The sequence below is a fragment of the Streptomyces sp. NPDC001020 genome (assembly GCF_053599115.1).
The window spans coordinates 42,990-67,732 of the sequence record NZ_JBSFLQ010000030.1 but is presented as its reverse complement, the minus strand read 5'-3'; the positions used below and the strand labels follow the sequence as shown (position 1 = coordinate 67,732).

Sequence of the window (24,743 nt, the reverse complement as noted above, 5' to 3'; positions counted from 1 at the left end):
CTTCACGACCTGCACTCCTCAACACCGTCGCGTACCTGCGTCTGCCGTGCCTTCCACAGGCCCTTGGCGCTCTTCGAAGGCGCCATGAGGATCTGCCACGAGGTGTAGTCCCTGACACTGGGAGTGGTCACATCCACTTTCCCGGTCTTGACCTGCTTGCTGTAGAACTTGGACGCGTCACTGCAGAACGAGACAACGGCCGTCGCCTTGTTGCCGGCCATGGCGACCTTGGTCCGACTGAAGCGGAGTTCCCCGCTGATGGTGTAGCCGTCGTCGACGTCCGCCTTGATCTGCCCCTTCGCGTACTTGAAGGCAGGGCTCAGGTATTCGGAGTAGAACTTGTAGGCCGCGTCGTCGGGGTCCTGCTTGACGATGCCGTAGTGAAACGAGCGAATGAAGTTCGCGGCGTCCCGGGCGGCGGCGACCTGCGCCGGGTCCGTGACGTCGGCCGCGGGGAAGGTGATCTTCACGTCTGCCGGGAACGCCATGTCCGGCCCCTTGACGCTCGGCGCCGCGGCGGACGGGGACGGGGTCGGCGATGCGCTCTGCGACGCCGCGTCGCCCGTCCCCGCGATCTTGTCCCCATCGGACTTCTCGCCTCCACCCCCACAACCGGTGAGGAGGAGGGCAGCGGCAGCCGTCAGCGAGACGGCGGCGGGCAGGACACGTCGGCGGTGCACGGACACTCCCGGCAGAACGAGGGTTCACACGAGCTAACTCAGCCTATCCGCGAGCCCGTTGGGAACACCAGGTACACCTTCACCAACGACTCGGGGCAAAGAGGTTGAACGTCGCGGAGCGAGCCCGCCCATGCCTCTCCCGCCGACCACGCCGGGACACAGGGCCGCCGTCGCGCCCGCCGGCACACCCGCGGCAGCGCCTACCCCGCACCCGTTTGACACGGGGAAGATCGACTTCCTATCTTTCACTAACACATTAGTTAAAGGGTGGTGGAAGTGATCGAGTACCGCATCGAGCGACGCAGCGGAGTCCCCACCTACCAGCAGATCGTCAGGCAGACCGAGCAGGCGCTACGGCTCGGTCTGTTGCGGCCCGGGGACAAGCTCCCCACCGCCCGCGAGGTGGTGGAGGCCACCGCCGTCAACCCGAACACCGTGCTCAAGGCCTATCGGGAGCTGGAGCGTTCGGGTCTGGTCGAACCGCGTCCGGGGCTCGGCACGTTCGTGCTGCGCACGCTCGGCGCGGGCGAGACGGACAACGAGCTGCGGGACGAACTGCTGCAGTGGACGGCACGCGCCCGCCGGGCCGGTCTGGACAAGGAGGACGTCATCGCCCTGGTGACGTCCGTGGTGGAACGCGAGTTCGCCGATGGCGCCGCGGACAGTGGAGCCGGCGCGCGGACACGGAAGGCGAGGACGTCATGATCGACCGGACCGAAGGGGCGGCGGCCGTACGGGCCGACGGCCTGGACGTGCGGCGGGGCGGGAAGTCCGTACTGCGAGGAGTCTGCCTGGAACTGCCCGCGGGCCGGGTCTGCGCGCTGGTCGGCCCCAACGGCGGGGGCAAGAGCACCTTCCTGGAAACGGCCGCAGGACTGCTGCAACCGCACAAGGGGACGGTGCGGCTGCTGGGCGAGGACCCCGACAGCGACTCGGGTCGGGCACGGCTCGCGTTCGTCGGACAGGACAAGCCGCTCTACCCGCGGCTCACCGTCGCCGAGACCCTGCGGATGGGCCACGACCTCAACCCCGGCTGGCGGCCCGACCTCGCCGCGCGGATGCTCGACGGCCGGATACCCGAACACGCCCGTATCGGGTCCCTGTCCGGCGGGCAGCGCACCCGCGTCGCCCTCGCCCTGGCACTGGGCAAGGCGGCGGACGTACTGCTGCTGGACGAGCCCTTGGCGGACCTGGACCCGCTCTCCCGCCACCACGTCACCGCCGTACTCATGTCGGACGCCGCCGAGCGCGGCACCAGCATCGTGATGTCCTCACACGTCCTGGCCGAACTGGATGGGGTGGCCGACGAGGTGCTGCTCCTCGACGACGGCCACGTCCGGATGTCCGGCCCCGTCGACGAGGCCCTGGCCGGCCACCGGCTGCTCACCGGTTCGACCGTCGGGGCCGCACCCGGTGCGCTGGACCCGTCGGTCCTGCCCGGTGTCGTGGAGGCTCGCATCCGGGGGCGGCAGACGACGCTCCTGGTTCGCGGCGACGGCACCGTGCCGGGCGGCCCCTGGCAGAGCGAAGAGCCCTCTCTGGAGACGTTGTTGATGTGTTACCTGCGCTCCCCCCAGGCCCCGCCGTGGATCGCCCGCCCCCTGGGCGAAACCGTCCCGGAGGCGACGCACACGGGGGCAGCGGCATGAGCACGCAGACCCTTGCCCCGTCCACCGGCTCCCGCCGCTCGGCCCCCGTCACGTCCCGATCGGGACTGCTGCGCACGGTGACCCGGCGTCAGCGGCCCCTGTTCCTGGCCGCCGGCCTCGTTCTCCTCGCGGCCTTCGCCTGGGCGGCGGCCGACCGCGCGGCACTGTTCGAGAGCAGGAGACAGAGCGACGCCTGTACGCCGCTGAGCCCCGCCTGCGATGCGACGATCAGCCGCCTGATGGACGCCGAAACGGCCGTGCAGTACTTCCAGTACGCGCTGATGCTGCTGCCGCTGCTGGTGGGCGCGTTCGTCGGCGCGCCGCTGATCGCGCAGGAACTGGAGCGGGGCACGCACCGGCTGATGCTGACCCAGTCGTTCTCCCGCACCCGGTGGCTCACCGCCCAACTGGCCGTCCCCGCCGCGGTCGTCGCGACCACCGCGGCAGGCTGTTCGCTGGCCTCGGCCTGGGTGCTCGCGGCCGCACGGCACACCACCGTGCAGAACGTGTGGGGCCGCTGGGAGGCCACCGTCTACCCCACCTTCGGCATCGTGCCCGTCGCCACGGCCGTGCTGGCCCTCGCCGTCGGGGTACTCGTGGGCGTCCTGGTGCGGCGCACCCTGCCCGCGATGGGCATCACGCTCGTCGTCTGTGCGGGTCTCACCGCCCTCACCTACTGGGTGCGGCCCCACCTGTTGCCGGTGCGCACCTGGGTCGGGCACGGCGGCTACCAGTTGAAGGGCGAGGTGTGGATGCTGCGTGACGGCGTCGTCCGCAAGGACGGCACATGGCTGCCGTACGACCAGTGCCCTGCCCCGGGCACCTGCCGCACGGGCACCGTCTTCGAGGAGTACCACTCGGCCGACCAGTTCTGGCCGATGCAGGGCGTCGAGACGGTCCTCCTGCTCGCGTGCGCCGCGGCGGCCACCGCCGCCGTCTACGCGATCCTGCGCCGCAGGGCCTTCTGACCGGCCTGACCGGCCTCGTCAGCCACCCCGGCGGGGAGTGCGCCGCCCGCACTCCCCGCCGGTCTCCGTCCACCTCGTCTCTCGCGCTGTCTTCGGCCGGGGCTCTTCACGCCCTACTTCCACTAACACACTAGTTATTTAGCGAAGGCGCGCCGTCAGCACCCGCCGCCCGCACTCACTCGCTCGCTCGCTCACTCACTCACTCACGGACAGGAGCTTCACGTCCCATGCCCCCTGCACAGAAAAACCTCACCGCCAACCGCAGTTCACTCCTGCACCGCGCCGGCTACGCGCTGCGGCATCCCCACCGGGTGCCCGGGTACCTGCTGCGCGCGGGGCGGGACGCATGGCTGCGTTTGCGCCACCGGGACCACGTCTCCTACTACCGGGCGGTGATGCGCAGCGACACCGCCCGGAACCCGGAGGCGGCCGTGGGCAGCCGCAGCCATGAGAGCTGGCTGCGGCTGGGGCAGATGCAGTTCGACTACCTGGTTCAGCACGGCCTCGACCCCGCCGACCGGCTCCTGGAGATCGGCTGCGGCAACCTACGGGCCGGCTGGCGCTTCATCGACTACCTGGAGCCCGGCGCCTACCACGGCATCGACATCTCCCCCGACATCCTCGCCGCCGCCCGCCACACCCTGATCGAGCGGGACCTGCGCGCCAAGGTGCCGCATCTGGCGCTGGTCCAGAACCTCACCTTCGACTTCCTGCCTGACGCTCACTTCCGAGTGGTGCACGCGCACAGCGTCTTCTCCCACTCGCCCCTGGACGTCATCGACGAGTGCCTGGCGCACGTCGGGCGCATCCTCGCCCCTGACGGCTGGTTCGACTTCACCTTCGACCGCACCACGGGCTCCGAACACCAGGTACTGCGCGAGGACTTCTACTACCGGACCGAGACGCTCGTCGACCTCGCGGCCCGCCACGGTCTGACGGCCCGCTTCATGGACGACTGGGAGAAACTCCCGCACGGCCAGTCCAAGATCCGCGTCACCCATGGCCCTGCCCGCTGAACACTCCGGGACACCGCCCCGGGGGCCGGGCGCCCGGGGCGGGTGGGGGTGCGGGGGCATCGAGGTGCCGCCCGCATCCGGCTTCCCGGCCGTCGGCGAGGGCAGATGCGGTCACTCCGGGGGCTCGATCAGGACACCGGTGCGTGCCGCGCGCCGCTCGCCCCAGGCGTACAGCGCCTCCAGTACGGGGGCAAGGCTCAGCCCCTCCTCGGTCAGCCGGTACTCGACCTCCGCCGGTCTCCCGCCGCCGGACCGCCGCTCGACCAGTCCCCTGGCCTCCAGCCCGCGCAGCCGCTGGACCAGTACCTTTTCGCTGACCTCGGGTATCCGCCGCCGGAGCGCGCCGTATCGGTGCGCGCCCTCCTTCAGGTGGGCCAGCACGACCGTGGCCCACTTGCCGCCGATCACCTCCAAGGTCAACTCGACGGGGCAGGAGAAGCGTTGACCGTTCTCGGATGCGGGTTTCGGCGTCGCCATCGCTGTCCTGTTCCGGGTGCTTACCAACGGGTCAGCCCTTGCCGGGGCCCGGGGATGCTGTTTCAGTCCTCGAATGATTGTCGAGCACATCCGGTACCGGATCGCCGAAGAGCGACGGGCGGAATTCGAGAAGGCGTATCTGCGGGCCGCCGGGCCGCTCGGCGAGGCCGAGCAGTGCGTGGACTACGAACTGACCCGCTGCATCGAGGATCCGGGCGCCTACGTTCTGCGTATCCGCTGGACATCCGTCGAGGACCACCTCGAAGGCTTCCGTGGGGGTGAGCACTTCGCGGCCTTCTTCGCCGAGATCAAGCCGTACGTCGAGTCGATCGAGGAGATGCGCCATTACGAGGTCACCGACGTCGTGGGCCGGGGCGGCTCGGTTCCGACCCTGTACGAGTGGGCCGGCGGGGCGCAGGCCTTCCAGCGGCTGTTCGCCCGGTTCTACGAGCGGGTGGCCGAGGACGAACTCCTCGCCCCGGTCTTCGCCGGGATGGACCCGCACCACCCCGCGCACGTCGCGGCCTGGGTCGGCGAGGTCTTCGGCGGTCCTGCGCGGTACAGCACCGAGCGCGGCGGTCATCGCCACATGGCATCGCGGCACCTGGGCCGCGCACTCACCGAAGAGCACCGCCGCCGGTGGGTGGCCCTGCTGACGGACACCGCCGACGAGGTCGGCCTGCCGGACGACCCCGAATTCCGTGCGGTCTTCGCCTACTACCTGGAATGGGGCACGCGGATGGCGTTGATCTACTCGGGCCCCAACCCGCCCCCGCTGCCCGATTCCCCGATGCCCCGCTGGGACTGGGGCATCACACCGCCGTACCGGGGCTGATCGCACTGACGTCCGAGCAGAGTCCGAGGTATGGGGCCCGGCACCTGGTCGCCGGATACCTCCGGCGTTGCCGTCGCCGAGCGGTACGAGGGCCGGGCCTCCCGGGAGCGGGACGGGATCGGGCCGTCAGGTCCGCGCCTGGAGCCGCAGGGTCTCGGTGTGGAAGATCTCGTTGCTGCGGTTGGTGACGTCGAGCAGGAGTTCCTGCTGTTCCGGGCTGAGTGACGCGAGGAACTCGCCGAGTGCGGACCGGAAGTCGGCGAAGGCGGCATCGACGTGCTCGGCGAAGGCCTCGGGCACGGTCTCGACGATGACACGCCGCCGGTCCTCGGCGTCCGGCCGACGGCGTACGTATCCGGCCCTCTGAAGGCGGTCGATCACCGTGGTGATGGCCCCACCCCGGCTCAGTCCGGCGCGCTCGGCGAGCTGACCGGGCGTCATGGGACCCTCCAGGTCCAGCAGGCTCAGGCAGTTGAAGTCGGTGGCGTTGAGTCCTACCGACTGGGCCACCGCGGCCTGGAAGAGGACCGTTCTGGCCGCCTGCACGCGCAGGGCCGTGGCCAGCGACATGAGGGCGCCGAGGGCGCCGTCCTCTTCTCCGTGCGGTCGCATCGTGGCGCTGCCTTTCTTGCCGTTCGGTTCCGGCCAGGGTACTGGCGCGGACCTTCGGCGGGACCGCCCGTGGCCGGGGCTCAGGCGGCCCGCCGGGCGCGATCGACGCGCAGGCGGACAGCCCGGCTCGCCACCTCGAACAGCGGCCCGCTCGTGGGGAAGGGCTTGACGCGGTTGTTCTGGAAGCCGGCAATCAGCCACCGCCCGTCCCGTCGCTGCAGGGTCAGGGTCTGCCTCGACAACCGCTTCGGCGTGACCTGCTTCTGCCAGGGGTAGAGCACCGCACCGGTGGAGACCACGACAGCGCAGTCCTCGCCGATCAAGCGGACGCTCTCCACCTCGGGGACGACCAGTCGGGTGCCGTACAGCATGGTGCGGAACATCAGGTCGTGCATGTCCGCGATCTCCTCGCGACCGTTCAACAGGACCCCGTTGAACTGCACGTAGGTGGCGTCCGGCGTGAACAGCTCGCCGTAGCCCTTTCCGTCGCCGGCGTCCCAGCGGGCGGCGAGGTCGGCGAGTACGGCGCGGGCGGCGAGGTCGGCGAGTACGGCGCGGGCGTCGAGGTCGGCGAGGCGGGCCTGGGTCATGGCGTTCATGAGGGGGCTCCTTCGGTCAGGGTCTTCTCTGATTCAGCGCTTCTCCTTTTTCGTACTTCTCTAATTTAGAGAGAGATTATGGTTCGCGTCAACCACCCGGCGGCCCGTAGATGCGAGGCACGAAACGGCCGCGCCCGCCCCACGCGCGGGTCCGCGGCCCCGCGGGTACTGCAACGGGGCCAGACCCGTATCGGACTGGCCCCGTTCGACCCACGCATGTGCCGGATTCCGGCCGACCCCCGCACCATGCCAGCGCGGGAACACGGAAGGGGGTCGCGCTCGCTGGAGCGCGACCCCCTCCGACCCGGACGCTTGACGATCAACCTGGCGTGCAGTGAGCGACAGGTCAGACGTTGAAGCGGAACTCCACCACGTCCCCGTCCTGCATGACGTACTCCTTGCCCTCCATGCGCGCCTTGCCCTTGGCGCGGGCTTCCGCGACCGAGCCCGTCTCGACCAGGTCGCCGAAGGAGATGACCTCCGCCTTGATGAAGCCCTTCTGGAAGTCGGTGTGGATGACACCGGCGGCCTCGGGAGCGGTGGCGCCCTTCTTGATCGTCCAGGCGCGGGACTCCTTCGGGCCCGCGGTCAGGTAGGTCTGCAGGCCCAGGGTGTCGAAGCCGACGCGGGCCAGGGTGGCGAGGCCCGGCTCGTCCTGGCCGACCGACTGGAGGAGTTCGAGGGCCTCGTCCTCCTCGAGCTCGGCGAGATCGGCCTCCAGCTTGGCGTTGAGGAAGATCGCCTCGGCGGGGGCGACCAGAGCGCGCTGCTCGTCCTTGAAGCCGTCGTCCATCAGCTCGTCCTCGTCGACGTTGAAGACGTAGAGGAAGGGCTTCGTGGTCAGCAGGTGCAGGTCGTGGAGCAGCTCCGCGCGCTCGCTGCCCTGGACGATGCCCTGCGAGAAGAGCGTGTCACCCTTCTCCAGGATCTCCTTCGCCTCCTCGACGGCCTTCACCTTCGGGGCGACGTCCTTCTTGATCCGCGACTCCTTCTGGAGGCGCGGCAGGACCTTCTCGATCGTCTGCAGGTCCGCGAGGATCAGCTCGGTGTTGATCGTCTCGATGTCGTTCTTGGGCGAGACCTTGCCGTCCACGTGGACGACGTTCTCGTCCTTGAAGGCGCGGATGACCTGGCAGATCGCGTCCGACTCGCGGATGTTCGCGAGGAACTTGTTGCCCAGGCCCTCGCCCTCGCTCGCGCCGCGCACGATGCCCGCGATGTCGACGAAGTCGACGGTCGCCGGGAGGATCCGCTCCGACTTGAAGATCCCGGCCAGCTGGGTGAGACGGGCGTCGGGGACACCCACGACACCGACGTTCGGCTCGATCGTTGCGAACGGGTAGTTGGCCGCCAGCACGTCGTTCTTGGTCAGGGCGTTGAACAGGGTCGACTTGCCGACATTGGGCAGACCGACGATTCCGATCGTGAGCGACACGTTGCGACTTCCCGTACGTGAGATTGGAGGACTGGACTGGGGCTGTATGGGCCCGGGTCCGTCAGGATGGGTGTGCGGGCCGATCCCCCAGTCTACGGTGTGCCGGGCGCCGCACCGGCGACGTATCGAACGCTTGGCCAAGGTCTCGTCATCGGCGTGTCTGAGGGGCCATTTCGCACATAAAACGACCTAAGTTGGTCCAGTGGAGCAACACAGGACGCGACCCCGGCAACACGAACAGCGACACGGTGCGCCCCTTCCCCCGCAGGGCCGGCGGGGCGCGACGGTGCGACCCGGCACGGCTGCCGGGCCCGCCGGCCGAGGACGGCCCGAAGTACGGGGCGGTGCCTTTGCGGCACGGCCCGCGGCCCGTGGGAAGGTCGGCGTCCAGCGGCGCCCGGCGTCACCCGGGCGGAACACCCCACCGCTGGTCCGGGCGGTACGGCGGCTGCCCAACCCCCGGCTCACCGGTCTCGGCAGCGGGCTGTTCTGCACAGCCGTGATGGTCACGCTCGGATGTCTCGACCGTCTGCTGTTCGAGGCGTCGGTGACCGTGTACGACGCGCTGTTCCTGCCCGTGGCCGCGCTGACCGCGCTGTGGGTACGGCGCGGCGACCTGGTGACGGCGCCCGTGGTGGTGCCGATCGCCTACGCCGTCGGTCTGCTGGTCGTGGCCGACGGCGACGACGGGCTCACCGGGCATCTGATGGGGCTGGTCACCGCACTCGCCACCCAGGCGGGCTGGCTGTACGGCGGCACGCTCGTCGCGGGCGTCATCGCGACGGTACGCGGGGTACGGATGCTGCGCCGCCGTGTGGCACAGCGCCGCCGCCCGGCCTGACCGCCACGCCGGGAGTCCGGCGGCCGAGGGACCCCGGTGCTTGCCCGCCGCCGCCCATGGGCTCCTTCGTTCGGATCACGCGGGGCTCGTGGGCCCTGACACCGCGTCGGATCCGAACGAAAGACCCTGTCCGGCCTGGGCCTTCGCCGCCGTCATCGCCGCGCCCACGATCCCCGCGTTGTTCTGCAGTTGCGCCGGGACGATGTCCGCCTTGACGCCCTCGATCAGCGGCAGGAACTTCTGGGCCTTGCGGCTGACGCCGCCGCCGATGACGAACAGCTCGGGGGAGAACAGCATCTCCACATGGGCGAGGTACTTCTGCACGCGGCGGGCCCACTGTTCCCACGTCATGCCGCGGTCTTCCTTGACCTTCGTCGAGGCCCGCTTCTCCGCTTCGTGGCCGCCCAGCTCCAGATGCCCCAGTTCCGTGTTCGGGACAAGGACGCCGTCGACGAACAGGGCGCTGCCGATGCCCGTGCCGAGCGTGAGCATGATGACCGTGCCGCTGCGGTCGCGGCCCGCGCCGTACTGCACCTCGGCCACGCCTGCCGCGTCCGCGTCGTTGACCACCGTCACCGGAAGGCCGCCCAGACGCTCGCCGAACAGGGCACGGGCGTCCGTGCCTATCCAGCTCGGGTCGACGTTCGCCGCCGTGCGGATCGTGGAGCCGCCGGTGACCACCCCGGGGAACGTGACGCCGACCGGGCCCGTCCAGCCGAAGTGGCCGACGACCTCCTTCACCCCGTCGGCCACACTCCCGGGCGTCGCGGGATGCGGGGTGAGCACCTTGAAGCGCTCCTGTGTCACATCGCCCCGGTCCAGGTCGACGGGAGCGCCCTTGATGCCGGATCCGCCGATGTCAACGCCGAAGAGCTGCATGGGCACCACGGTACGTCGTGGGACCATCCGGCACTCCCCGACGTCGTAGGGCCACCGCAACCCTCACTGCCGGCCCGTGCGACGGGCACGACCTCACTTCTCGCGGGTGCGCTCCGCCACGAGTGCCGCCGCCTCCGCGCGCAGGTCCCGGCGCAGCTCCTTGGGAAGCGAGAAGGCGATGGTCTCCTCGGCCGTCTTGACGATCTCGACGTCCTCGAAGCCGCGCTGCGCGAGCCACTCCAGTACCTGCTCGACCAGGACCTCGGGGACGGAGGCGCCCGAGGTCAGGCCGACCGTCGACACGCCTTCCAGCCAGGCCTCGTCGATCTCGTCGGCGAAGTCCACGAGGTACGCCTCGCGCGCGCCCGCGAGCTTGGCCACCTCGACCAGCCGCTTGGAGTTCGACGAGTTGCGGGAGCCGACCACGATCACCAGATCCGCCTCGGCGCCCATCTGCTTCACCGCGACCTGGCGGTTCTGCGTGGCGTAGCAGATGTCGTCGCTGGGCGGGGAGATCAGCTGCGGGAACTTCTCCTTGAGCGCGTCGACCGTCTCCATGGTCTCGTCGACCGAGAGCGTCGTCTGGGAGAGCCAGACGACCCTCGACGGGTCCCGCACCTCGACGTTCGCCACGTCCTCGGGGCCGTCGACGAGCTGGATGTGGTCCGGGGCCTCACCGGACGTGCCGATGACCTCTTCGTGGCCCTCGTGCCCGATCAGGAGGATGTCGAAGTCCTCCTGGGCGAAACGGACGGCTTCCTTGTGGACCTTGGTGACCAGCGGGCAGGTCGCGTCGATGGTGGCGAGCCGCCCCTCCTTGGCCTCCTCGTGGACCGTGGGCGCGACGCCGTGCGCGGAGAACATGACGATGCTCCCCGGCGGAACCTCCTCGGTCTGCTCGACGAAGATCGCGCCCTTCTTCTCCAGGGTCTGCACGACGTACTTGTTGTGGACGATCTCGTGGCGCACGTAGATGGGGGCCCCGTACTGCTCCAGGGCCTTCTCGACGGCGATCACGGCACGGTCGACACCCGCGCAGTAGCCCCTGGGGGCGGCGAGCAGAACACGGCGGCCAGGCGAAGCGGTCATGCGCACCATCGTAAGGCCGCGCCCGGGCGGGCCGGAGGCCGAAGGGTGAGCCGGGTGCCGCCTGCGGGCTCACCGGCGCGAACGTTGACTGTTCAGGCACTGGCGTTGTCGGTCCCGGCCGTTACTCTCGGGCGCATGGCTGTGAACACGTCCGCGGAATCTCCCCTGCCCGTCGGTGAGGTGTCGCGGCTCATCGGGGGGTGGATCGACCGGCTCGGGGCGGTGTGGGTCGAGGGGCAGATCACCCAGCTCTCACGGCGGCCCGGCGCCGGTGTCGTCTTTCTGACGCTGCGCGACCCCTCGTACGACATCTCCATCAGTGTCACCTGCTACCGCCAGGTGTTCGACGCGGTCGCCGACGTCGTGAGCGAGGGTGCCCGGGTCGTCGTCCATGCCAAGCCCGAGTGGTACGCCCCCAGGGGGCAGCTCTCGCTGCGTGCCGTCGAGATACGGCCCGTGGGCGTCGGCGAGCTGCTCGCGCGACTGGAACGGTTGAAGAAGAGCCTCGCCGCCGAGGGGCTGTTCGCCTCCGAGCGCAAGAAGCCGCTGCCCTTTCTGCCACAGCTGATCGGGCTCGTCTGCGGGCGGGCCTCCGCGGCCGAGCGGGACGTGCTGGAGAACGCGCGGCTGCGCTGGCCCGCCGTCCGCTTCGAGGTGCGCAACGTGCCCGTGCAGGGCGTGCACGCGGTACCCCAGGTCGTCCAGGCCGTGAAGGAACTGGACGCGCACGACGACGTCGAAGTGATCATCGTGGCGCGCGGCGGCGGCAGCGTGGAGGACCTCCTGCCGTTCTCCGACGAGCAACTGGTCAGGGCGGTGGCCGCCTGCCGCACGCCCGTCGTCTCGGCCATCGGGCACGAGCCGGACAATCCGCTGCTCGACCACGTCGCCGACCTGCGCGCCTCGACCCCGACCGACGCCGCGAAGAAGGTCGTGCCGGACGTCGGCGAGGAACTGCAGCGCGTACAGGCGCTGCGGGACCGGGCGCGACGGTGTGTGTTGGCGTTCGTCGAGCGCGAGGAGCGCGGTCTCGCGCACGCGCTGGCACGGCCCTCGATAGAGGATCCGCACCGCATGATCGACGACCGGGCCGACCGGGTCGCCGCACTGGTCGACCGCGGCCGGCGCACGCTCGGACACCTGCTCGACCGCGCCGAGTCGGAGCTCACGCACACACACGCGCGCGTGGTGGCCCTGTCGCCTGCCGCGACGCTCCAGCGCGGGTATGCGGTGCTGCAGAAGTTCGACGGGCACGTGGTGCGCACGCCGGACGAGGTGTCGGCACAGGAGACGCTGCGGGCGCGGGTCGCCGAAGGCGAGTTCACGGTACGGGTCGAGAAATAGGGTGGGCGTATGACCAGCAAGACGGACGAGGCACTCGGGTACGAGCAGGCGCGGGACGAGTTGATCGAGGTCGTACGGCGCCTGGAGGCCGGAGGGACGACGCTCGAGGAGTCCCTGGCGCTGTGGGAGCGCGGGGAGGAGCTGGCCAGGGTGTGCCGGACCTGGCTGGAGGGCGCCCGCAAGCGGCTCGACGCGGCGCTCGCCGAGGACGAGGGGGAGGACGGTGCGGAGGGTTCCGGGTGATCCGGCCTCGCACACCCCCGCGCCGAGCGGCTTCGCCACCTCACGCACTGTGAAGTCGATCACCGCAGGCCCCGTATTTGTTGAAAGTTGAACTGATCTCTCGTACCGTCGGATCCATCCACCGGATCCCCGGATCCGACGCACCACCCGAGAGAGTTCACGCAATGCCCCTCGTTCTTGACCCCGCCGCCCAGGACCTGCTGTTCCGCGAGGCCCGTACCGCGAACACCTTCACGGACGAGCCCGTGACCGACGAGCAGGTGCAGGCGATCTACGACCTGGTCAAGTACGGCCCGACCGCCTTCAACCAGACCCCGCTGCGCATCACGCTGGTCCGCTCCCCGCAGGCCCGTGAGCGCCTCGTGCGGCACATGGCCGAGGGCAACCAGCCCAAGACCGCCACCGCCCCGCTGGTCGCGATCCTCTCCGCGGACAACGAGTTCCACGAGGAACTGCCGACCCTCTTCCCCGCCTTCCCGCAGGCCAAGGACGCGTTCTTCGCCGAGCGCCCGGTCCGCGAAGGCTCCGCCGCGCTGAACGCCGCCCTCCAGGCCGCGTACTTCATCGTCGGCGTCCGCGCCGCCGGCCTGGCCGCCGGCCCGATGACCGGCTTCGACGCCGAGGGCATCCGCAAGGAGTTCCTGGACGACGACCACACCCCGCTGATGGTCGTGAACATCGGCAGGCCGGGCGAGAACGCCTCGTACCCGCGCTCCCCGCGCCTGGAGTTCGACCAGGTCTTCACCACGGTCTGACCTACCGCACACACGCGACGGGCCCCCGGCGACGACGCCGGGGGCCCGTCGCGCAGGCCTGGCCGAAAGGGCGCGGGGATGCCGTCACGACATCGCCCGCGGGAGCGTCACGTGGTGCGCAGCGCCTCCGCCATCTTCGTCAGCTGCACGAACGACGCCGTGCCGGCCACCAGCGTCGTGGAGCCGTTGTCCTTGAGCACGAGCGCGTCGTAGCGGCCACCCGTGTAGCGCTGCCACTGCCGGCCGCCGATGTCCTGCGTGACCTTCGTCCCCTGCGCGCCCTTGGTGACGTCGGCGATGAACTCGGACGCCTTCCCGGTCGACTGCTCGACCGCGACGTACTGGCCCTCGGGGTCCTGGAAGCCGAGGTGCCAGGTGCTGGAGGGCTCGGCCTGGTAGCGCACCGAGGTGGCCTTCCAGGTGTCGGGCAGGCCCTCGGGGGCCGCGACCGGATAGGCCGCCGCGCGGCGTGCCCCGATCAGTTCGACCCGGTAGTCGATCCGCTTGAGGTCGGGAGCGTGGTCGTCGTGCGGGATGAAGAGATAGATGACGCCCGCCATCAGCCCGATCAGGGCGAGGGAGAGGATCATGTCCCGAACCGTCTTCTGCTTGCCTTTCATACCTGCCACGTCCTTATCGTCGCAGGTGCGGTGGTCTGCTCATCCGTGGGCCCCCCTGCTCATTTTGTAAGCCCGGCGGTAGAGTCGTGGGGCCACCCTCATCCGGCCGTCGTCGTACAGAAAGGTGCGCTCCGATGACCGAGAATCATCACTTGCCGTCCGAGCTCGAAGTTCCCTCCGAGGCCCCCGACCGCAATCTGGCCCTGGAGCTGGTGCGGGTCACCGAGGCCGCAGCGATGGCCGCGGGCCGCTGGGTCGGCCGCGGGGACAAGAACGGCGCCGACGGTGCCGCGGTACGCGCCATGCGGACCCTCGTCCACACCGTGTCGATGAACGGCATCGTCGTCATCGGCGAAGGGGAGAAGGACGAAGCCCCGATGCTCTTCAACGGGGAGCGGATCGGTGACGGGACCGGCGCGGAGTGCGACATCGCCGTGGACCCGATCGACGGCACCACCCTCACCGCCAAGGGCATGCCGAACGCGATCGCGGTGCTCGCCGCCGCCGACCGCGGCACGATGTTCGACCCGTCCGCCGTCTTCTACATGGACAAGCTCGTCACCGGCCCCGAGGCCGCCGACTTCGTCGACATCGACGCGCCCGTGTCGGTGAACATCCGCCGTGTCGCCAAGGCCAAGCAGTCCACTCCGGAGGACGTCACCGTCGTCATCCTCGACCGGCCGCGCCACGAGGGCATCATCAAGGAGATCCGGGAGACCGGCGCCCGGATCAAGCTGATCTCGGACGGCGACGTCGCGGGCTCGATCCTGGCGCTGCGCGAGGGCACCGGCATCGACCTCCTGCTCGGTGTCGGCGGCACGCCCGAGGGCATCATCTCGGCCTGCGCCGTGAAGTGCCTGGGCGGCACCATCCAGGGCAAGCTGTGGCCCAAGGACGACGAGGAGCGGCAGCGGGCCCTCGACGCCGGCCACGACCTCGACCGGGTGCTGACCACGGACGACCTGGTCTCCGGTGAGAACGTCTTCTTCGTGGCCACCGGCATCACGGACGGCGAGCTGCTGCGCGGTGTGCGCTACCGGTCCGAGACGGCCACCACCGACTCGATCGTCATGCGTTCCAAGTCCGGAACGGTCCGCCGCATCGAATCCGTGCACCGGCTGAGCAAGCTGCGCGCGTACAGCGCGATCGACTTCGACCGCGCGCAGTAGACGGCGGACGGAGTACCGCGGGGATCCAGAAGGGTGCGCACCGAAAGGGCGGGAGCCCCGCGGGTCCGCTGTACGCCTTGTTGCAGGAAGGGGCGCCCTCGGTGCGGAGAGGGCACCCCTTCGGTGCGTTACCTTCAGCCGGCCGCCGCTATCGCCCCCCGTGCGGCCTTCGTGAGCTCCAGGTCGCGGCGGCGGCGCCGGGCCAGCACCACGCGCCGCTCGGCGGCGGTGAGGCCGCCCCACACTCCGTACGGCTCAGGCTGTAGCAGCGCGTGTTCCCGGCACTCGACCATCACCGGGCAGCGCGCGCAGACCCGCTTGGCGGCTTCCTCGCGGGACAGCCGGGCCGCGGTGGGCTCCTTGGAGGGCGCGAAGAACAGGCCGGCCTCGTCGCGCCGGCACACCGCCTCCGTATGCCAGGGAGCGTCCTGTTCTCTGTCGCGTACTGGCACCCGCGGGTGCGGAACGTCAGCGACCCGGGACGAATGCGGCGGTTGCAGCACGGTCTACTCCTGACGACGGCTTCGCGAGCGAGAGACGATGCACCAAGGCCTACCCGCTGTGCGCGCGCCTATGCACTGCGTTCCCAACCGCTGGAATTCCAGGGGGAGTTCATGCCGCCGAAAAGGGACCGATTCGGTTCGGACGCGACTGAATTCGCAAGCGTCAACGGTCCAGGTGTTTGCGCAAAGCCCTGTCCACCTTGCTCGAAACACGGTCGAGGATGTCCGCGACCAGCTTGCCCCGCTTGGGCCTAGCCTCCACATTCCCGAGAACGGCCAGCCCATCCACGTAGATGACGGGGGCGTTGGGTTCACCGGAATCCAGCGGGTGGACCTCGAAGCTGCCGAGTACACCGCCGCCTGTGCCGCGCAGTGAGACGTTCTCCGGGACGCGGATCTGCACATCACCGAAGACCGAGATCGCCTTGATCACGACCTGCTGGTGCTCGAATATCGCTTCACTCAGGTCGATTTCGACACTGCCGAAGACCGCATACGCGTGCATACGGCGGCCGGGACGCCAACGCCCCCTGCGCACGGCGCTGCTGAAGACCGCCACCAGGTTCTCGTCGGGCCCGGCCGGGATCGCCCCTGGCGCGGGTCGGTCGGACACCGGCGCGTACGCCGAAGGGGTGGGCCTCGAGTGAGCCGCGGGCAGGTCCCGGACGAACCGCTCCAGCTCGCCGACCGTCTTGGCACTCAGCACACCGTCGACGCGCTCGGCGTGCTCCTCGGCGGTGAGACGACCCTCGGCCAGGGCCTCGCGCAGAATGTCGGCGATGCGGTCACGGTCGGCGTCGGAGCAGCGCAGCTCGGCGGGGGGCACGGACTGCCGGTCCGTCGAGACGGGGCTCTTGTGAAGGTCCACGGCAGAAGCGTACCTAAACGCGATAGATCGCGACTACCCCTCGGCCGGACCTGTGGAAAACCCGCCCTCGACCGACACTCGACCGGTCACCCTCCGAACTGAGCCGGACCTCACAAGCTTCCCGTCGGCGCCAGGTCCTACGCTGGTGGACGCTGCCGACGAAGGCCAGCCGCTGTCTGTCTAGTGAGGAATGGGCGAGATGCCTGAGTTCGCGTACACCGATCTGCTTCCCACGGGTGAGGACACCACCCCGTACCGGCTGGTGACCTCCGAGGGCGTCTCCACCTTCGAGGCCGACGGGCGGACGTTCCTCAAGGTCGAGCCGGAGGCACTGCGCAAGCTGGCCGAGGAGGCCATCCACGACATCCAGCACTACCTGCGGCCCGCGCACCTGGCCCAGCTGCGGCGCATCATCGACGACCCGGAGGCATCCGCGAACGACAAGTTCGTCGCGCTGGACCTGCTGAAGAACGCGAACATCGCCGCCGCGGGTGTTCTGCCCATGTGCCAGGACACCGGTACGGCGATCGTGATGGGCAAGCGCGGGCAGCACGTCCTCACCGAAGGGGAGGACGAGAAGGCGCTCTCCCGCGGTATCTACGACGCCTACACCAGGCTGAACCTGCGTTACTCGCAGATGGCTCCGCTCACCATGTGGGAGGAGAAGAACACCGGCTCGAACCTGCCGGCGCAGATCGAGCTGTACGCGACGGACGGCGGTGCCTACAAGTTCCTGTTCATGGCGAAGGGCGGCGGAAGCGCCAACAAGTCCTTCCTCTACCAGGAGACGAAGGCCGTCCTGAACGAGGCCTCCATGATGAAGTTCCTGGAGGAGAAGATCCGCTCTCTGGGCACGGCCGCCTGCCCGCCGTACCACCTGGCGATCGTCGTCGGCGGTACGAGCGCCGAGTACGCGCTCAAGACCGCGAAGTACGCCTCCGCGCACTACTTGGACGAGCTGCCCGCCGAGGGCTCCGAGCTGGGCCACGGCTTCCGGGACAAGGACCTGGAGGAGAAGGTCTTCGAGCTGACGCAGAAGATCGGGATCGGAGCGCAGTTCGGCGGCAAGTACTTCTGCCACGACGTGCGTGTGGTACGCCTCCCCCGCCACGGCGCGTCCTGCCCGGTGGCGATCGCGGTGTCCTGCTCGGCCGACCGGCAGGCGATCGCGAAGATCACCGCGGAGGGCGTGTTCCTGGAGCAGCTGGAGACGGACCCGGCGCGGTTCCTGCCGGAGACGACGGACGCCGAGCTCGCCGGCGGTTCCGCCGCGAGCCCGGAGCAGGACGGCGACGTCGTCAGGATCGACCTCAACCAGCCGATGGACGAGATCCTCGCGGAGCTGACGAAGTACCCCGTCAAGACCCGGCTCTCGCTCACCGGTCCGCTCGTCGTGGCCCGTGACATCGCGCACGCCAAGATCAAGGAGCGGCTGGACCGCGGCGAGGAGATGCCGCAGTACCTGAAGGACCACCCGGTGTACTACGCGGGTCCGGCCAAGACCCCCGAGGGCTACGCGTCCGGCTCCTTCGGTCCCACGACCGCCGGCCGCATGGACTCCTACGTGGAGCAGTTCCAGGCGGCGGGCGGCTCCAAGGTGATGCTCGCGAAGGGCAACCGCAGCAAGCAGGTCACCGACGCGTGCGACGCCCACGGCGGCTTCTACCTCGGCTCCATCGGCGGCCCTGCCGCCAGGCTCGCCCAGGACTGCATCAAGAAGGTCGAGGTCGTCGAGTACGAGGAGCTCGGGATGGAGGCCGTCTGGAAGATCGAGGTCGAGGACTTCCCGGCGTTCATCGTGGTGGACGACAAGGGGAACGACTTCTTCCAGGACCCGGCGCCGCAGCCGACGTTCACGTCGATCCCGGTGCGGGGACCCGGTCTGGCGTGACCTCTCGGGTGCGGCGGGAGCCGTTTTCGCTCCCGCCGCACCCGCCCGGCCCGTTCGGCCCACCTTCCGGAACATCCGCGGCCGCCCCAGTGCTGTACCCGGTATGAACGAATACCGCGTCGAGCACGACTCCATGGGTGAAGTGCGGGTCCCCGTCCACGCCAAGTGGCGGGCGCAGACCCAGCGGGCCGTGGAGAACTTTCCCATTTCCGGGCAGCGCATCGAGCGCGCGCACATCGAGGCGCTCGCACACATCAAGGGCGCCGCCGCGAAGGTCAACGCGAAGCTGGGCGTGCTCGACGAGGATCTCGCCGAGGCCATCCAGGAGGCCGCCGCCGAGGTCGCCGAAGGCCGCTGGGACGAGCAGTTCCCCATCGACGTCTTTCAGACCGGATCCGGGACCTCGTCCAACATGAACACCAACGAGGTCATCGCCACGCTCGCCGGTGAGCGGCTCGGTCGCGAAGTGCACCCCAATGACCATGTCAACGCGTCCCAGTCCTCCAACGACGTCTTTCCGTCCAGCATTCACATCGCCGCCACCGCCGCCGTCACCCGCGACCTCGTCCCCGCCCTCGAGCACCTCGCCGCCTCTCTCGAACGGAAGGCCGACGAGTTCGCGGATGTCGTGAAGTCGGGTCGGACTCACCTCATGGACGCCACCCCCGTCACACTCGGGCAGGAGTTCGGGGGGTACGCCGCCCAGGTGCGCTACGGCGTCGAGCGGCTGAACGCCTCGCTGCCGAGGCTCGCCGAGCTGCCGCTGGGCGGCACCGCGGTCGGGACCGGGATCAACACCCCGCCCGGCTTCTCCGCCGCCGTCATCGCCGAGGTCGCCCGGGTCACCGGGCTGCCGCTCACCGAGGCCCGCGACCACTTCGAGGCCCAGGGTGCCCGGGACGGGATCGTCGAGGTCAGTGGGCAGCTCAGGACCATCGCCGTCGGATTGACCAAGATCTCCAACGATCTGCGCTGGATGGCTTCCGGACCGCGGACCGGGCTCGCCGAGATCGCCCTCCCCGACCTGCAGCCCGGCTCCTCGATCATGCCCGGCAAGGTCAACCCCGTCATTCCCGAGGCCGTCCTCATGGTCGCCGCCCAGGTCGTCGGGAACGACGCGACCATCGCCACCGCCGGCGCCTCCGGCAACTTCGAACTCAACGTCATGCTGCCGGTCATCGCCAAGAACGTGCTCGAGTCCGTCCGGTTGCTCGCAGGCGCCTCGCGGCTGCTCGCCGACCGTACCGTCGACGGCATCACCGCCCACCGCGAACGCGCCCGTGAGTACGCCGAGTCCTCGCCCTCCGTCGTCACCCCGCTCAACAAGTACATCGGGTACGAGGAGGCCGCCAAGGTGGCCAAGAAGGCGCTCGCCGAACGCAAGACGATCCGTCAGGTCGTCCTGGAATCCGGGTACGTGGAGCGCGGCGCCCTCACCCTCGAACAGCTCGACGAGGCGCTCGACGTCCTGCGGATGACGCGTCCGTGACGGCCGGGCCACGGCCCGCACCTGACGCGAACCGTGACGCGCACCGCAGCACCGTATGCCTCGGGCACCTAATATCTCTGCATGACAGAGGACGGAGCGGTGAAACGAGCGCGAACGGGCGGGCCTGTGGCGCACTGGGCTCCCGGGGACCAGATCCTGTGGCGGTACCGGGAGAACGCCGGTGAGCGCTTCCACATCGCACGCCCCGTGACCGTCGTACGTGACGACTCCGAGCTGCTCGCCGTGTGGCTGGCCTCCGGCACCCAGTGCGTCAGGCCCACCCTGCTCGACGGCAGGCCGCCGCACGCCGAACCGCTCACGTCCCGCTACACCAAGCCGCGGACCACTCAGCTCGACCACTGGTTCGGCACCGGCGTGCTCAAGCTGGCGCGACCCGGCGAACCCTGGTCGGTGTGGCTGTTCTGGGAGCCGGGCTGGCGGTTCAAGAACTGGTACGTCAATCTGGAGGCTCCGCTGGCCCGTTGGGACGGCGGGGTCGACTCCGAGGACCATTTCCTGGACATCTGTGTCTACCCGGACCGCAGTTGGGGCTGGCGCGACGAGGACGAGTTCGCACAGGCCCAGCAGGACGGCCTGATGGACGCTTCGCTCGCCGACCGGGTGCGGGAGGCTGGACGGTCCGCCGTGGAGGTGATCGGCGCCTGGGGGCCGCCGTTCTCGGACGGCTGGCAGCACTGGCGTCCCGATCCCTCCTGGACGGTGCCGCCCCTGCCCGAGGACTGGGACCGTACGCCCGCGTACGTGCCCTCATGAGACCCTTGTTGCGCCCCCGCGGTACAACCGTAGGATCGTCCTCCGCAAGGGCGCACAGCAACTCCCGCAGTATGTACTGGGCCTGACCGGACGTCACCGAGGGGCGGCAGACGTGAGTGAGGTGTACGAGGGCCACGGCCGGCCGGCCGGTGGATCATGGACCGCGTGTGAGCGCGCGGGAATTCCGTTCCCGGAGCACGGATTCCGGGTATCGGCATTTCTGCGGGACGAACTGCACGCACGGCGCGCAGCCCCGGACGGATGGATTCGACACGCGTGACGGAGCACCCGACCTCCCACGAGAGCCCCCAGCCGGGCATAGTCCCCGCGGACCCCCGCGGGGCACTCCTGCGTACCCCGGAGCCGCTGCCCACCTCGCCGACCGTGGCGTTACCCGCTCAGACCCGCCCGGGCGACACGTCCGCCACGCCGCTGCCCTGCGCCCAGCACGGCCCCTCGGGGAACCAGGGCGGCACGTCCACCCCGCTGCCCGCGGCGGACGGCACCGAGCATTCCCAGCCCGCGGCCCACGAGCCCGGCGCGCACCGGCCGCGCCCCGCCGCCGAAGGCATCCCGGCCCAGCAGGGCGGCGAAGGGGACCGCCCCGCCGCCCCGCCCGGCGGAACGGACCGGCGTACCGGCCAGGCGCCGCCGAACGGCCCCATGCCCATGCGGCGCGACGGGGACCGGCTGCGCTTCGTGGGCGCCGCGACCCGGCGGATCGCCCGCGGTATAGACCTCGACGAGATCGTGATGGGCCTGTGCCGGGCGACCGTACCGACCTTCTCGGACGCGATCCTCGTCTATCTGCGCGACCCGCTGCCCGTGGGCGACGAGCGACCCACCGGGCCCCTGGTGCTGCGGCTGCGGCGCACCGACCGCATACCGCAGGACCGGGACCTGGAGGACGGGATCCTGCCGGTGCCGGTGCCGGAGACCTCGGGCCTGGCGGCGCGCAGCAACGAACTGTGCGAGGTGCGGCCCGGCGGTGCGCTCGCCGAGGTGCTGCGCGGGGTGCGGCCCGTCTTCGCGGACGCTCCCGCGGCCAGTGCCGCGCTGCCCGAACTGCTCGGCGACGACCTCGCGGTTCCCACGGGCCAGCGTGCGATCCTCGCGCCGTTGCGCGGCCGCCGCCGGGTCATCGGCGCCGCGCTGTTCCTGCGCCACCGGGAGCGCATGGCCTTCGACGCGGACGACCTGCTGGTCGCCGCGCAGCTCGCCACGCACAGCGCCCTCGGTATCGACAAGGCGGTGCTGTACGGCCGTGAGGCGTACATCGCGGACGAGTTGCAGCGGACGATGCTGCCGGAGACCCTGCCGAACCCAACGGGAGTACGGCTGGCCTCCCGCTACCTTCCGGCCGCCGAGACCGCCCGGGTCGGCGGTGACTGGTACGACGCCATTCCGCTGCCGGGCAGCCGGGTGGCGCTGGTGGTGGGCGACGTCATGGGGCACTCCATGACCTCCGCCGCGATCATGGGGCAGCTACGGACGACGGCCCAGACGCTCGCCGGTCTCGACCTTCCGCCGCAGGAGGTACTGCACCACCTCGACGAGCAGGCCCAGCGGCTCGGCACCGACCGCATGGCCACCTGTCTGTACGCGGTGTACGACCCGGTATCGCACCGGATCACCATCGCCAACGCCGGGCATCCCCCGCCGGTCCTGCTGTATCTGGGCGGCGAGGCCGAGGTGTTGCGGGTACCGGCCGGCGCCCCCATCGGTGTGGGCGGGGTGGACTTCGAGGCGGTGGAGCTGGACGCGCCGGCCGGGGCGACCCTGCTGCTGTACACCGACGGACTCGTCGAGTCGCGCCTCAGGGACGTGTGGACCGGGATAGAGCAGCTACGGGAGAAACTCGCCGCGACCGCCCAGCTCACCGGCACCGACCACCCGCCGCCGCTGGAGGCGCTGTGCGACGAGGTGCTCGACATGCTCGGGCCCGGCGACCGCGACGACGACATCGCGCTGCTCGCCGCCCGCTTCGACGGGATCGCGCCGAGCGACGTCGCGTACTGGTTCCTGGAGCCCGAGGACGCGGCCCCGAGCCGGGCCCGGCGCCTGGCCCGCAGGGCACTCGCCCGCTGGGGCCTGGAGGAGCTGACGGACTCGGTGGAGCTGCTGGTCAGCGAGGTGGTGACCAATGCCGTGCGCTATACGTCACGACCGGTCACGCTGCGGCTGCTGCGCACCGACGTGCTGCGCTGCGAGGTCGGTGACGATGTGCCGCAGTTGCCGCGCCTGAGGCAGGCGCGGGCCACGGACGAGGGCGGGCGCGGGCTCTACCTGGTGAACCGGCTGGCCCGGCGCTGGGGTGCGACCCGGCTGAGCACCGGGAAGGTGGTCTGGTTCGAGCTGAACCGGGGCTGAGGGCCGACCCGGGGCGGCCCTCCCACCGAGTCCGAAGGAGGACCGGATTTGGACCGCGTCCAAAAGTTGCCGATATCCCGGTGGCGGAGTTGACTGCTGGCGTGAGCGAAGCGACCTGACCGGCTCTCTCAATCTTGACGGGAGGACGCTCGTGACCCAGGCACCCCAGCAGCTTCCGTACACGACCAACAACGCCGGGATCCCGGTCGAGAGCGACGAGCACTCGCTGACCGTGGGTTCCGACGGCCCCATCCTGCTCCAGGACCACTACCTGATCGAGAAGATGGCCCAGTTCAACCGGGAACGGGTCCCCGAGCGGGTGGTGCACGCCAAGGGCAGTGGCGCGTACGGGATCTTCGAAGTAACCAATGACGTCAGCCAGTTCACCAAGGCAGACCTGTTCCAGCCCGGGAAGCGCACGGAGATGCTGGCGCGCTTCTCGACCGTGGCGGGCGAGCTCGGCACCCCCGACACCTGGCGCGACCCACGTGGTTTCGCGCTGAAGTTCTACACGGAGTACGGGAACTACGACATGGTCGGCAACAACACGCCGATCTTCTTCGTCCGTGATCCGCAGAAGTTCCAGGACTTCATCCGCTCCCAGAAGCGCCGCCCCGACAACGCGCTGCGCGACAACAACATGCAGTGGGACTTCTGGACCCTCTCCCCCGAGTCCGCGCACATGGTGACGTGGCTCATGGGGGACCGCGGCATCCCGAAGACGTACCGAAACATGAACGGGTACTCCTCTCACACCTACATGTGGGTCAACGCAGGCGGCGAGAAGTTCTGGATCAAGTACCACATCAAGACCGACCAGGGCATCGACTTCCTCACCCAGGAGGAGGCGGACCATCTGGCGGGTGAGGACCCCGACGTCCACCGCCGCGACCTGTTCTACGCGATCGAGCGCGGCGAACACCCGTCCTGGACGGTCCATGTACAGGTGATGCCGTTCGACGACGCACCGGACTACCGCTTCAACCCGTTCGACCTGACCAAGGTGTGGCCGCACGGCGACTACCCGCTGATCGAGGTCGGCCGGATGACCCTGAACAAGAACCCCGAGGACTACTTCGTCCACATCGAGCAGGCCGCGTTCGAACCGTCCAACATGGTGCCGGGCATCGGCCCGTCCCCGGACAAGATGCTGCTCGGCCGGCTCTTCTCGTACCCGGACACGCACCGCTACCGCATCGGTCCGAACTATGCGCAGCTACCGCCCAACCGGCCGCGCTCGCAGGTGTACTCGTACGCCAAGGACGGCCCGATGCGCTACGAGCCCACGCGCACCGGCGCCCCGTACGCACCCAACTCGTACGGCGGCCCGGCCGCGGACACCGACCGGTTCGGCGACATCGCTGGCTGGCAGACGGCCGGTGAGATGGTCCGCGAGGCCTCCGCGCTGCACCGCGAGGACGACGACTTCGGTCAGGCGGGCACCATGGTCCGCCAGGTACTGGACGACGCGGCCCGCGACCGGCTGGTCTCGAACGTCACCGGCCACCTGAAGAACGGCGTCACCCGCCCTGTCCTCGACCGCGCGCTGCAGTACTGGCGCAACGTCGACAAGAAGATCGGCGACCGTATCGCCAACAACGTCAACGGCGGCTGAGGCACATGCCGCGAAGGGCGCC

25 protein-coding genes are annotated in these 24,743 nt (G+C 69.9%); 15 read left to right on the top strand and 10 right to left on the bottom strand.

The window, feature by feature from the left end; translation table 11 throughout:
* Positions 1 to 2 precede the first annotated feature (2 nt).
* On the bottom strand, positions 3 to 680 hold the full coding sequence (locus ACWDEX_RS25950; protein ID WP_450466405.1) for a hypothetical protein: 678 nt from the start codon (positions 678 to 680) through the stop codon (positions 3 to 5).
* 276 nt (positions 681 to 956) lie between these two features.
* Between ACWDEX_RS25950 and ACWDEX_RS25945 the strand changes: the two genes are divergently transcribed.
* The 4 genes from ACWDEX_RS25945 to ACWDEX_RS25930 all read left to right on the top strand — a co-directional run bounded on the left by ACWDEX_RS25945 (position 957) and on the right by ACWDEX_RS25930 (position 4,313).
* Positions 957 to 1,385, top strand: a complete 429-nt coding sequence (locus tag ACWDEX_RS25945; protein WP_450466404.1) for a GntR family transcriptional regulator — start codon at positions 957 to 959, stop codon at positions 1,383 to 1,385.
* On the top strand, positions 1,382 to 2,329 hold the full coding sequence (locus ACWDEX_RS25940) for an ATP-binding cassette domain-containing protein (protein ID WP_450466403.1): 948 nt from the start codon (positions 1,382 to 1,384) through the stop codon (positions 2,327 to 2,329). Before ACWDEX_RS25945 ends, ACWDEX_RS25940 begins: the two co-directional genes overlap by 4 nt.
* The gene (locus ACWDEX_RS25935) at positions 2,326 to 3,297 is read left to right on the top strand and encodes an ABC transporter permease subunit (protein ID WP_450466402.1); all 972 of its coding nucleotides are present in this window, start codon (positions 2,326 to 2,328) and stop codon (positions 3,295 to 3,297) included. Before ACWDEX_RS25940 ends, ACWDEX_RS25935 begins: the two co-directional genes overlap by 4 nt.
* Before the next feature lie 227 nt (positions 3,298 to 3,524).
* Positions 3,525 to 4,313, top strand: a complete 789-nt coding sequence (locus ACWDEX_RS25930) for a class I SAM-dependent DNA methyltransferase (protein ID WP_450466401.1) — start codon at positions 3,525 to 3,527, stop codon at positions 4,311 to 4,313.
* Positions 4,314 to 4,424: 111 nt separating this feature from the next.
* Here the strand turns inward: ACWDEX_RS25930 and ACWDEX_RS25925 are convergent, their stop codons facing one another.
* Entirely contained in the window at positions 4,425 to 4,790 is a 366-nt protein-coding gene (locus ACWDEX_RS25925) for a winged helix-turn-helix transcriptional regulator (RefSeq protein ID WP_450466400.1), read from the bottom strand.
* A 73-nt stretch (positions 4,791 to 4,863) separates the two neighbouring features.
* Here ACWDEX_RS25925 and ACWDEX_RS25920 point away from each other — a divergent pair, with 73 nt between their 5' ends.
* Complete coding sequence (locus tag ACWDEX_RS25920; RefSeq protein WP_450466398.1) at positions 4,864 to 5,625, top strand: globin domain-containing protein; 762 nt, start codon at positions 4,864 to 4,866, stop codon at positions 5,623 to 5,625.
* Positions 5,626 to 5,751: 126 nt separating this feature from the next.
* Here ACWDEX_RS25920 and ACWDEX_RS25915 read toward each other — a convergent pair whose 3' ends face one another.
* From ACWDEX_RS25915 to ychF, 3 genes are all read right to left on the bottom strand, one after another.
* Positions 5,752 to 6,237, bottom strand: a complete 486-nt coding sequence (locus ACWDEX_RS25915) for a MarR family winged helix-turn-helix transcriptional regulator (RefSeq protein WP_450466396.1) — start codon at positions 6,235 to 6,237, stop codon at positions 5,752 to 5,754.
* 80 nt (positions 6,238 to 6,317) lie between these two features.
* Positions 6,318 to 6,836, bottom strand: a complete 519-nt coding sequence (locus ACWDEX_RS25910) for an SgcJ/EcaC family oxidoreductase (RefSeq protein WP_450466394.1) — start codon at positions 6,834 to 6,836, stop codon at positions 6,318 to 6,320.
* Positions 6,837 to 7,182: 346 nt separating this feature from the next.
* Positions 7,183 to 8,271, bottom strand: coding sequence for a redox-regulated ATPase YchF (gene ychF, locus ACWDEX_RS25905; protein ID WP_450466393.1), 1,089 nt, complete (start codon positions 8,269 to 8,271; stop codon positions 7,183 to 7,185).
* Positions 8,272 to 8,473: 202 nt separating this feature from the next.
* Here ychF and ACWDEX_RS25900 point away from each other — a divergent pair, with 202 nt between their 5' ends.
* On the top strand, positions 8,474 to 9,112 hold the full coding sequence (locus ACWDEX_RS25900; RefSeq protein ID WP_450466392.1) for a DUF6542 domain-containing protein: 639 nt from the start codon (positions 8,474 to 8,476) through the stop codon (positions 9,110 to 9,112).
* A 75-nt stretch (positions 9,113 to 9,187) separates the two neighbouring features.
* On the opposite strand, the gene ppgK is transcribed toward ACWDEX_RS25900, so the two are convergent.
* Both ppgK and ACWDEX_RS25890 read right to left on the bottom strand, forming a co-directional pair.
* Positions 9,188 to 9,991 (bottom strand): polyphosphate--glucose phosphotransferase, encoded by an 804-nt coding sequence (gene ppgK, locus ACWDEX_RS25895; protein WP_450466443.1) that lies wholly within the window; start codon positions 9,989 to 9,991, stop codon positions 9,188 to 9,190.
* Positions 9,992 to 10,084: 93 nt separating this feature from the next.
* Complete coding sequence (locus tag ACWDEX_RS25890; protein ID WP_450466391.1) at positions 10,085 to 11,080, bottom strand: 4-hydroxy-3-methylbut-2-enyl diphosphate reductase; 996 nt, start codon at positions 11,078 to 11,080, stop codon at positions 10,085 to 10,087.
* Between the two features lie 135 nt (positions 11,081 to 11,215).
* Between ACWDEX_RS25890 and xseA the strand changes: the two genes are divergently transcribed.
* The 3 genes from xseA to ACWDEX_RS25875 all read left to right on the top strand — a co-directional run bounded on the left by xseA (position 11,216) and on the right by ACWDEX_RS25875 (position 13,422).
* Positions 11,216 to 12,424: an exodeoxyribonuclease VII large subunit gene (gene xseA, locus ACWDEX_RS25885; RefSeq protein ID WP_450466390.1), complete on the top strand. Its 1,209-nt coding sequence runs from the start codon at positions 11,216 to 11,218 to the stop codon at positions 12,422 to 12,424.
* A gap of 9 nt (positions 12,425 to 12,433) precedes the next feature.
* Positions 12,434 to 12,667, top strand: coding sequence for an exodeoxyribonuclease VII small subunit (locus tag ACWDEX_RS25880; RefSeq protein ID WP_450466389.1), 234 nt, complete (start codon positions 12,434 to 12,436; stop codon positions 12,665 to 12,667).
* Between the two features lie 164 nt (positions 12,668 to 12,831).
* Positions 12,832 to 13,422: a malonic semialdehyde reductase gene (locus ACWDEX_RS25875; RefSeq protein WP_450466387.1), complete on the top strand. Its 591-nt coding sequence runs from the start codon at positions 12,832 to 12,834 to the stop codon at positions 13,420 to 13,422.
* Positions 13,423 to 13,529: 107 nt separating this feature from the next.
* Here ACWDEX_RS25875 and ACWDEX_RS25870 read toward each other — a convergent pair whose 3' ends face one another.
* Positions 13,530 to 14,051 carry a DUF4245 domain-containing protein gene (locus ACWDEX_RS25870; protein ID WP_450466386.1) on the bottom strand — a complete coding sequence of 174 codons (522 nt, stop codon included), beginning with the start codon at positions 14,049 to 14,051 and terminating at the stop codon, positions 13,530 to 13,532.
* A 125-nt stretch (positions 14,052 to 14,176) separates the two neighbouring features.
* On the opposite strand from ACWDEX_RS25870, the gene glpX reads away from it, so the two are divergent.
* Positions 14,177 to 15,211 (top strand): class II fructose-bisphosphatase, encoded by a 1,035-nt coding sequence (glpX, locus tag ACWDEX_RS25865; protein ID WP_450466385.1) that lies wholly within the window; start codon positions 14,177 to 14,179, stop codon positions 15,209 to 15,211.
* Between the two features lie 134 nt (positions 15,212 to 15,345).
* Here the strand turns inward: glpX and ACWDEX_RS25860 are convergent, their stop codons facing one another.
* Together ACWDEX_RS25860 and ACWDEX_RS25855 are read right to left on the bottom strand one after the other, a co-directional pair.
* Positions 15,346 to 15,714, bottom strand: a complete 369-nt coding sequence (locus ACWDEX_RS25860) for a WhiB family transcriptional regulator (protein ID WP_450466384.1) — start codon at positions 15,712 to 15,714, stop codon at positions 15,346 to 15,348.
* 163 nt (positions 15,715 to 15,877) lie between these two features.
* Positions 15,878 to 16,582, bottom strand: a complete 705-nt coding sequence (locus tag ACWDEX_RS25855; RefSeq protein ID WP_450466383.1) for a DUF1707 domain-containing protein — start codon at positions 16,580 to 16,582, stop codon at positions 15,878 to 15,880.
* 199 nt (positions 16,583 to 16,781) lie between these two features.
* Between ACWDEX_RS25855 and ACWDEX_RS25850 the strand changes: the two genes are divergently transcribed.
* The 5 genes from ACWDEX_RS25850 (at position 16,782) to ACWDEX_RS25830 (ending at position 24,721) form a co-directional block, all read left to right on the top strand.
* A complete protein-coding gene (locus tag ACWDEX_RS25850; protein WP_450466382.1) occupies positions 16,782 to 18,473 on the top strand; it encodes a fumarate hydratase in 1,692 nt (563 codons plus the stop codon).
* A gap of 103 nt (positions 18,474 to 18,576) precedes the next feature.
* A complete protein-coding gene (locus tag ACWDEX_RS25845; RefSeq protein ID WP_450466381.1) occupies positions 18,577 to 19,962 on the top strand; it encodes a class II fumarate hydratase in 1,386 nt (461 codons plus the stop codon).
* Between the two features lie 81 nt (positions 19,963 to 20,043).
* On the top strand, positions 20,044 to 20,736 hold the full coding sequence (fomD, locus tag ACWDEX_RS25840) for a cytidylyl-2-hydroxypropylphosphonate hydrolase (RefSeq protein ID WP_450466380.1): 693 nt from the start codon (positions 20,044 to 20,046) through the stop codon (positions 20,734 to 20,736).
* A gap of 261 nt (positions 20,737 to 20,997) precedes the next feature.
* Positions 20,998 to 23,106 (top strand): SpoIIE family protein phosphatase, encoded by a 2,109-nt coding sequence (locus tag ACWDEX_RS25835; RefSeq protein ID WP_450466378.1) that lies wholly within the window; start codon positions 20,998 to 21,000, stop codon positions 23,104 to 23,106.
* A 151-nt stretch (positions 23,107 to 23,257) separates the two neighbouring features.
* Positions 23,258 to 24,721 carry a catalase gene (locus tag ACWDEX_RS25830; RefSeq protein ID WP_450466376.1) on the top strand — a complete coding sequence of 488 codons (1,464 nt, stop codon included), beginning with the start codon at positions 23,258 to 23,260 and terminating at the stop codon, positions 24,719 to 24,721.
* Positions 24,722 to 24,743: the final 22 nt, after the last annotated feature.

Excerpts from the sequence above, each read along its gene's own strand:
- ACWDEX_RS25890 (WP_450466391.1), bottom strand. The coding sequence starts at position 11,080 with ATGACCGCTTCGCCTGGCCGCCGTGTTCTGCTCGCCGCCCCCAGGGGC.
- ACWDEX_RS25930 (WP_450466401.1), top strand. The coding sequence starts at position 3,525 with ATGCCCCCTGCACAGAAAAACCTCACCGCCAACCGCAGTTCACTCCTG.
- ACWDEX_RS25845 (WP_450466381.1), top strand. The coding sequence starts at position 18,577 with ATGAACGAATACCGCGTCGAGCACGACTCCATGGGTGAAGTGCGGGTC.
- ACWDEX_RS25925 (WP_450466400.1), bottom strand. The coding sequence starts at position 4,790 with ATGGCGACGCCGAAACCCGCATCCGAGAACGGTCAACGCTTCTCCTGC.
- ACWDEX_RS25880 (WP_450466389.1), top strand. The coding sequence starts at position 12,434 with ATGACCAGCAAGACGGACGAGGCACTCGGGTACGAGCAGGCGCGGGAC.
- xseA (WP_450466390.1), top strand. The coding sequence starts at position 11,216 with ATGGCTGTGAACACGTCCGCGGAATCTCCCCTGCCCGTCGGTGAGGTG.
- ACWDEX_RS25920 (WP_450466398.1), top strand. The coding sequence starts at position 4,864 with ATGATTGTCGAGCACATCCGGTACCGGATCGCCGAAGAGCGACGGGCG.
- ACWDEX_RS25850 (WP_450466382.1), top strand. The coding sequence starts at position 16,782 with ATGCCTGAGTTCGCGTACACCGATCTGCTTCCCACGGGTGAGGACACC.
- ACWDEX_RS25875 (WP_450466387.1), top strand. The coding sequence starts at position 12,832 with ATGCCCCTCGTTCTTGACCCCGCCGCCCAGGACCTGCTGTTCCGCGAG.
- ACWDEX_RS25910 (WP_450466394.1), bottom strand. The coding sequence starts at position 6,836 with ATGAACGCCATGACCCAGGCCCGCCTCGCCGACCTCGACGCCCGCGCC.
- fomD (WP_450466380.1), top strand. The coding sequence starts at position 20,044 with ATGACAGAGGACGGAGCGGTGAAACGAGCGCGAACGGGCGGGCCTGTG.
- glpX (WP_450466385.1), top strand. The coding sequence starts at position 14,177 with ATGACCGAGAATCATCACTTGCCGTCCGAGCTCGAAGTTCCCTCCGAG.
- ACWDEX_RS25915 (WP_450466396.1), bottom strand. The coding sequence starts at position 6,237 with ATGCGACCGCACGGAGAAGAGGACGGCGCCCTCGGCGCCCTCATGTCG.
- ACWDEX_RS25835 (WP_450466378.1), top strand. The coding sequence starts at position 20,998 with ATGGATTCGACACGCGTGACGGAGCACCCGACCTCCCACGAGAGCCCC.
- ppgK (WP_450466443.1), bottom strand. The coding sequence starts at position 9,991 with ATGCAGCTCTTCGGCGTTGACATCGGCGGATCCGGCATCAAGGGCGCT.
- ACWDEX_RS25935 (WP_450466402.1), top strand. The coding sequence starts at position 2,326 with ATGAGCACGCAGACCCTTGCCCCGTCCACCGGCTCCCGCCGCTCGGCC.
- ACWDEX_RS25940 (WP_450466403.1), top strand. The coding sequence starts at position 1,382 with ATGATCGACCGGACCGAAGGGGCGGCGGCCGTACGGGCCGACGGCCTG.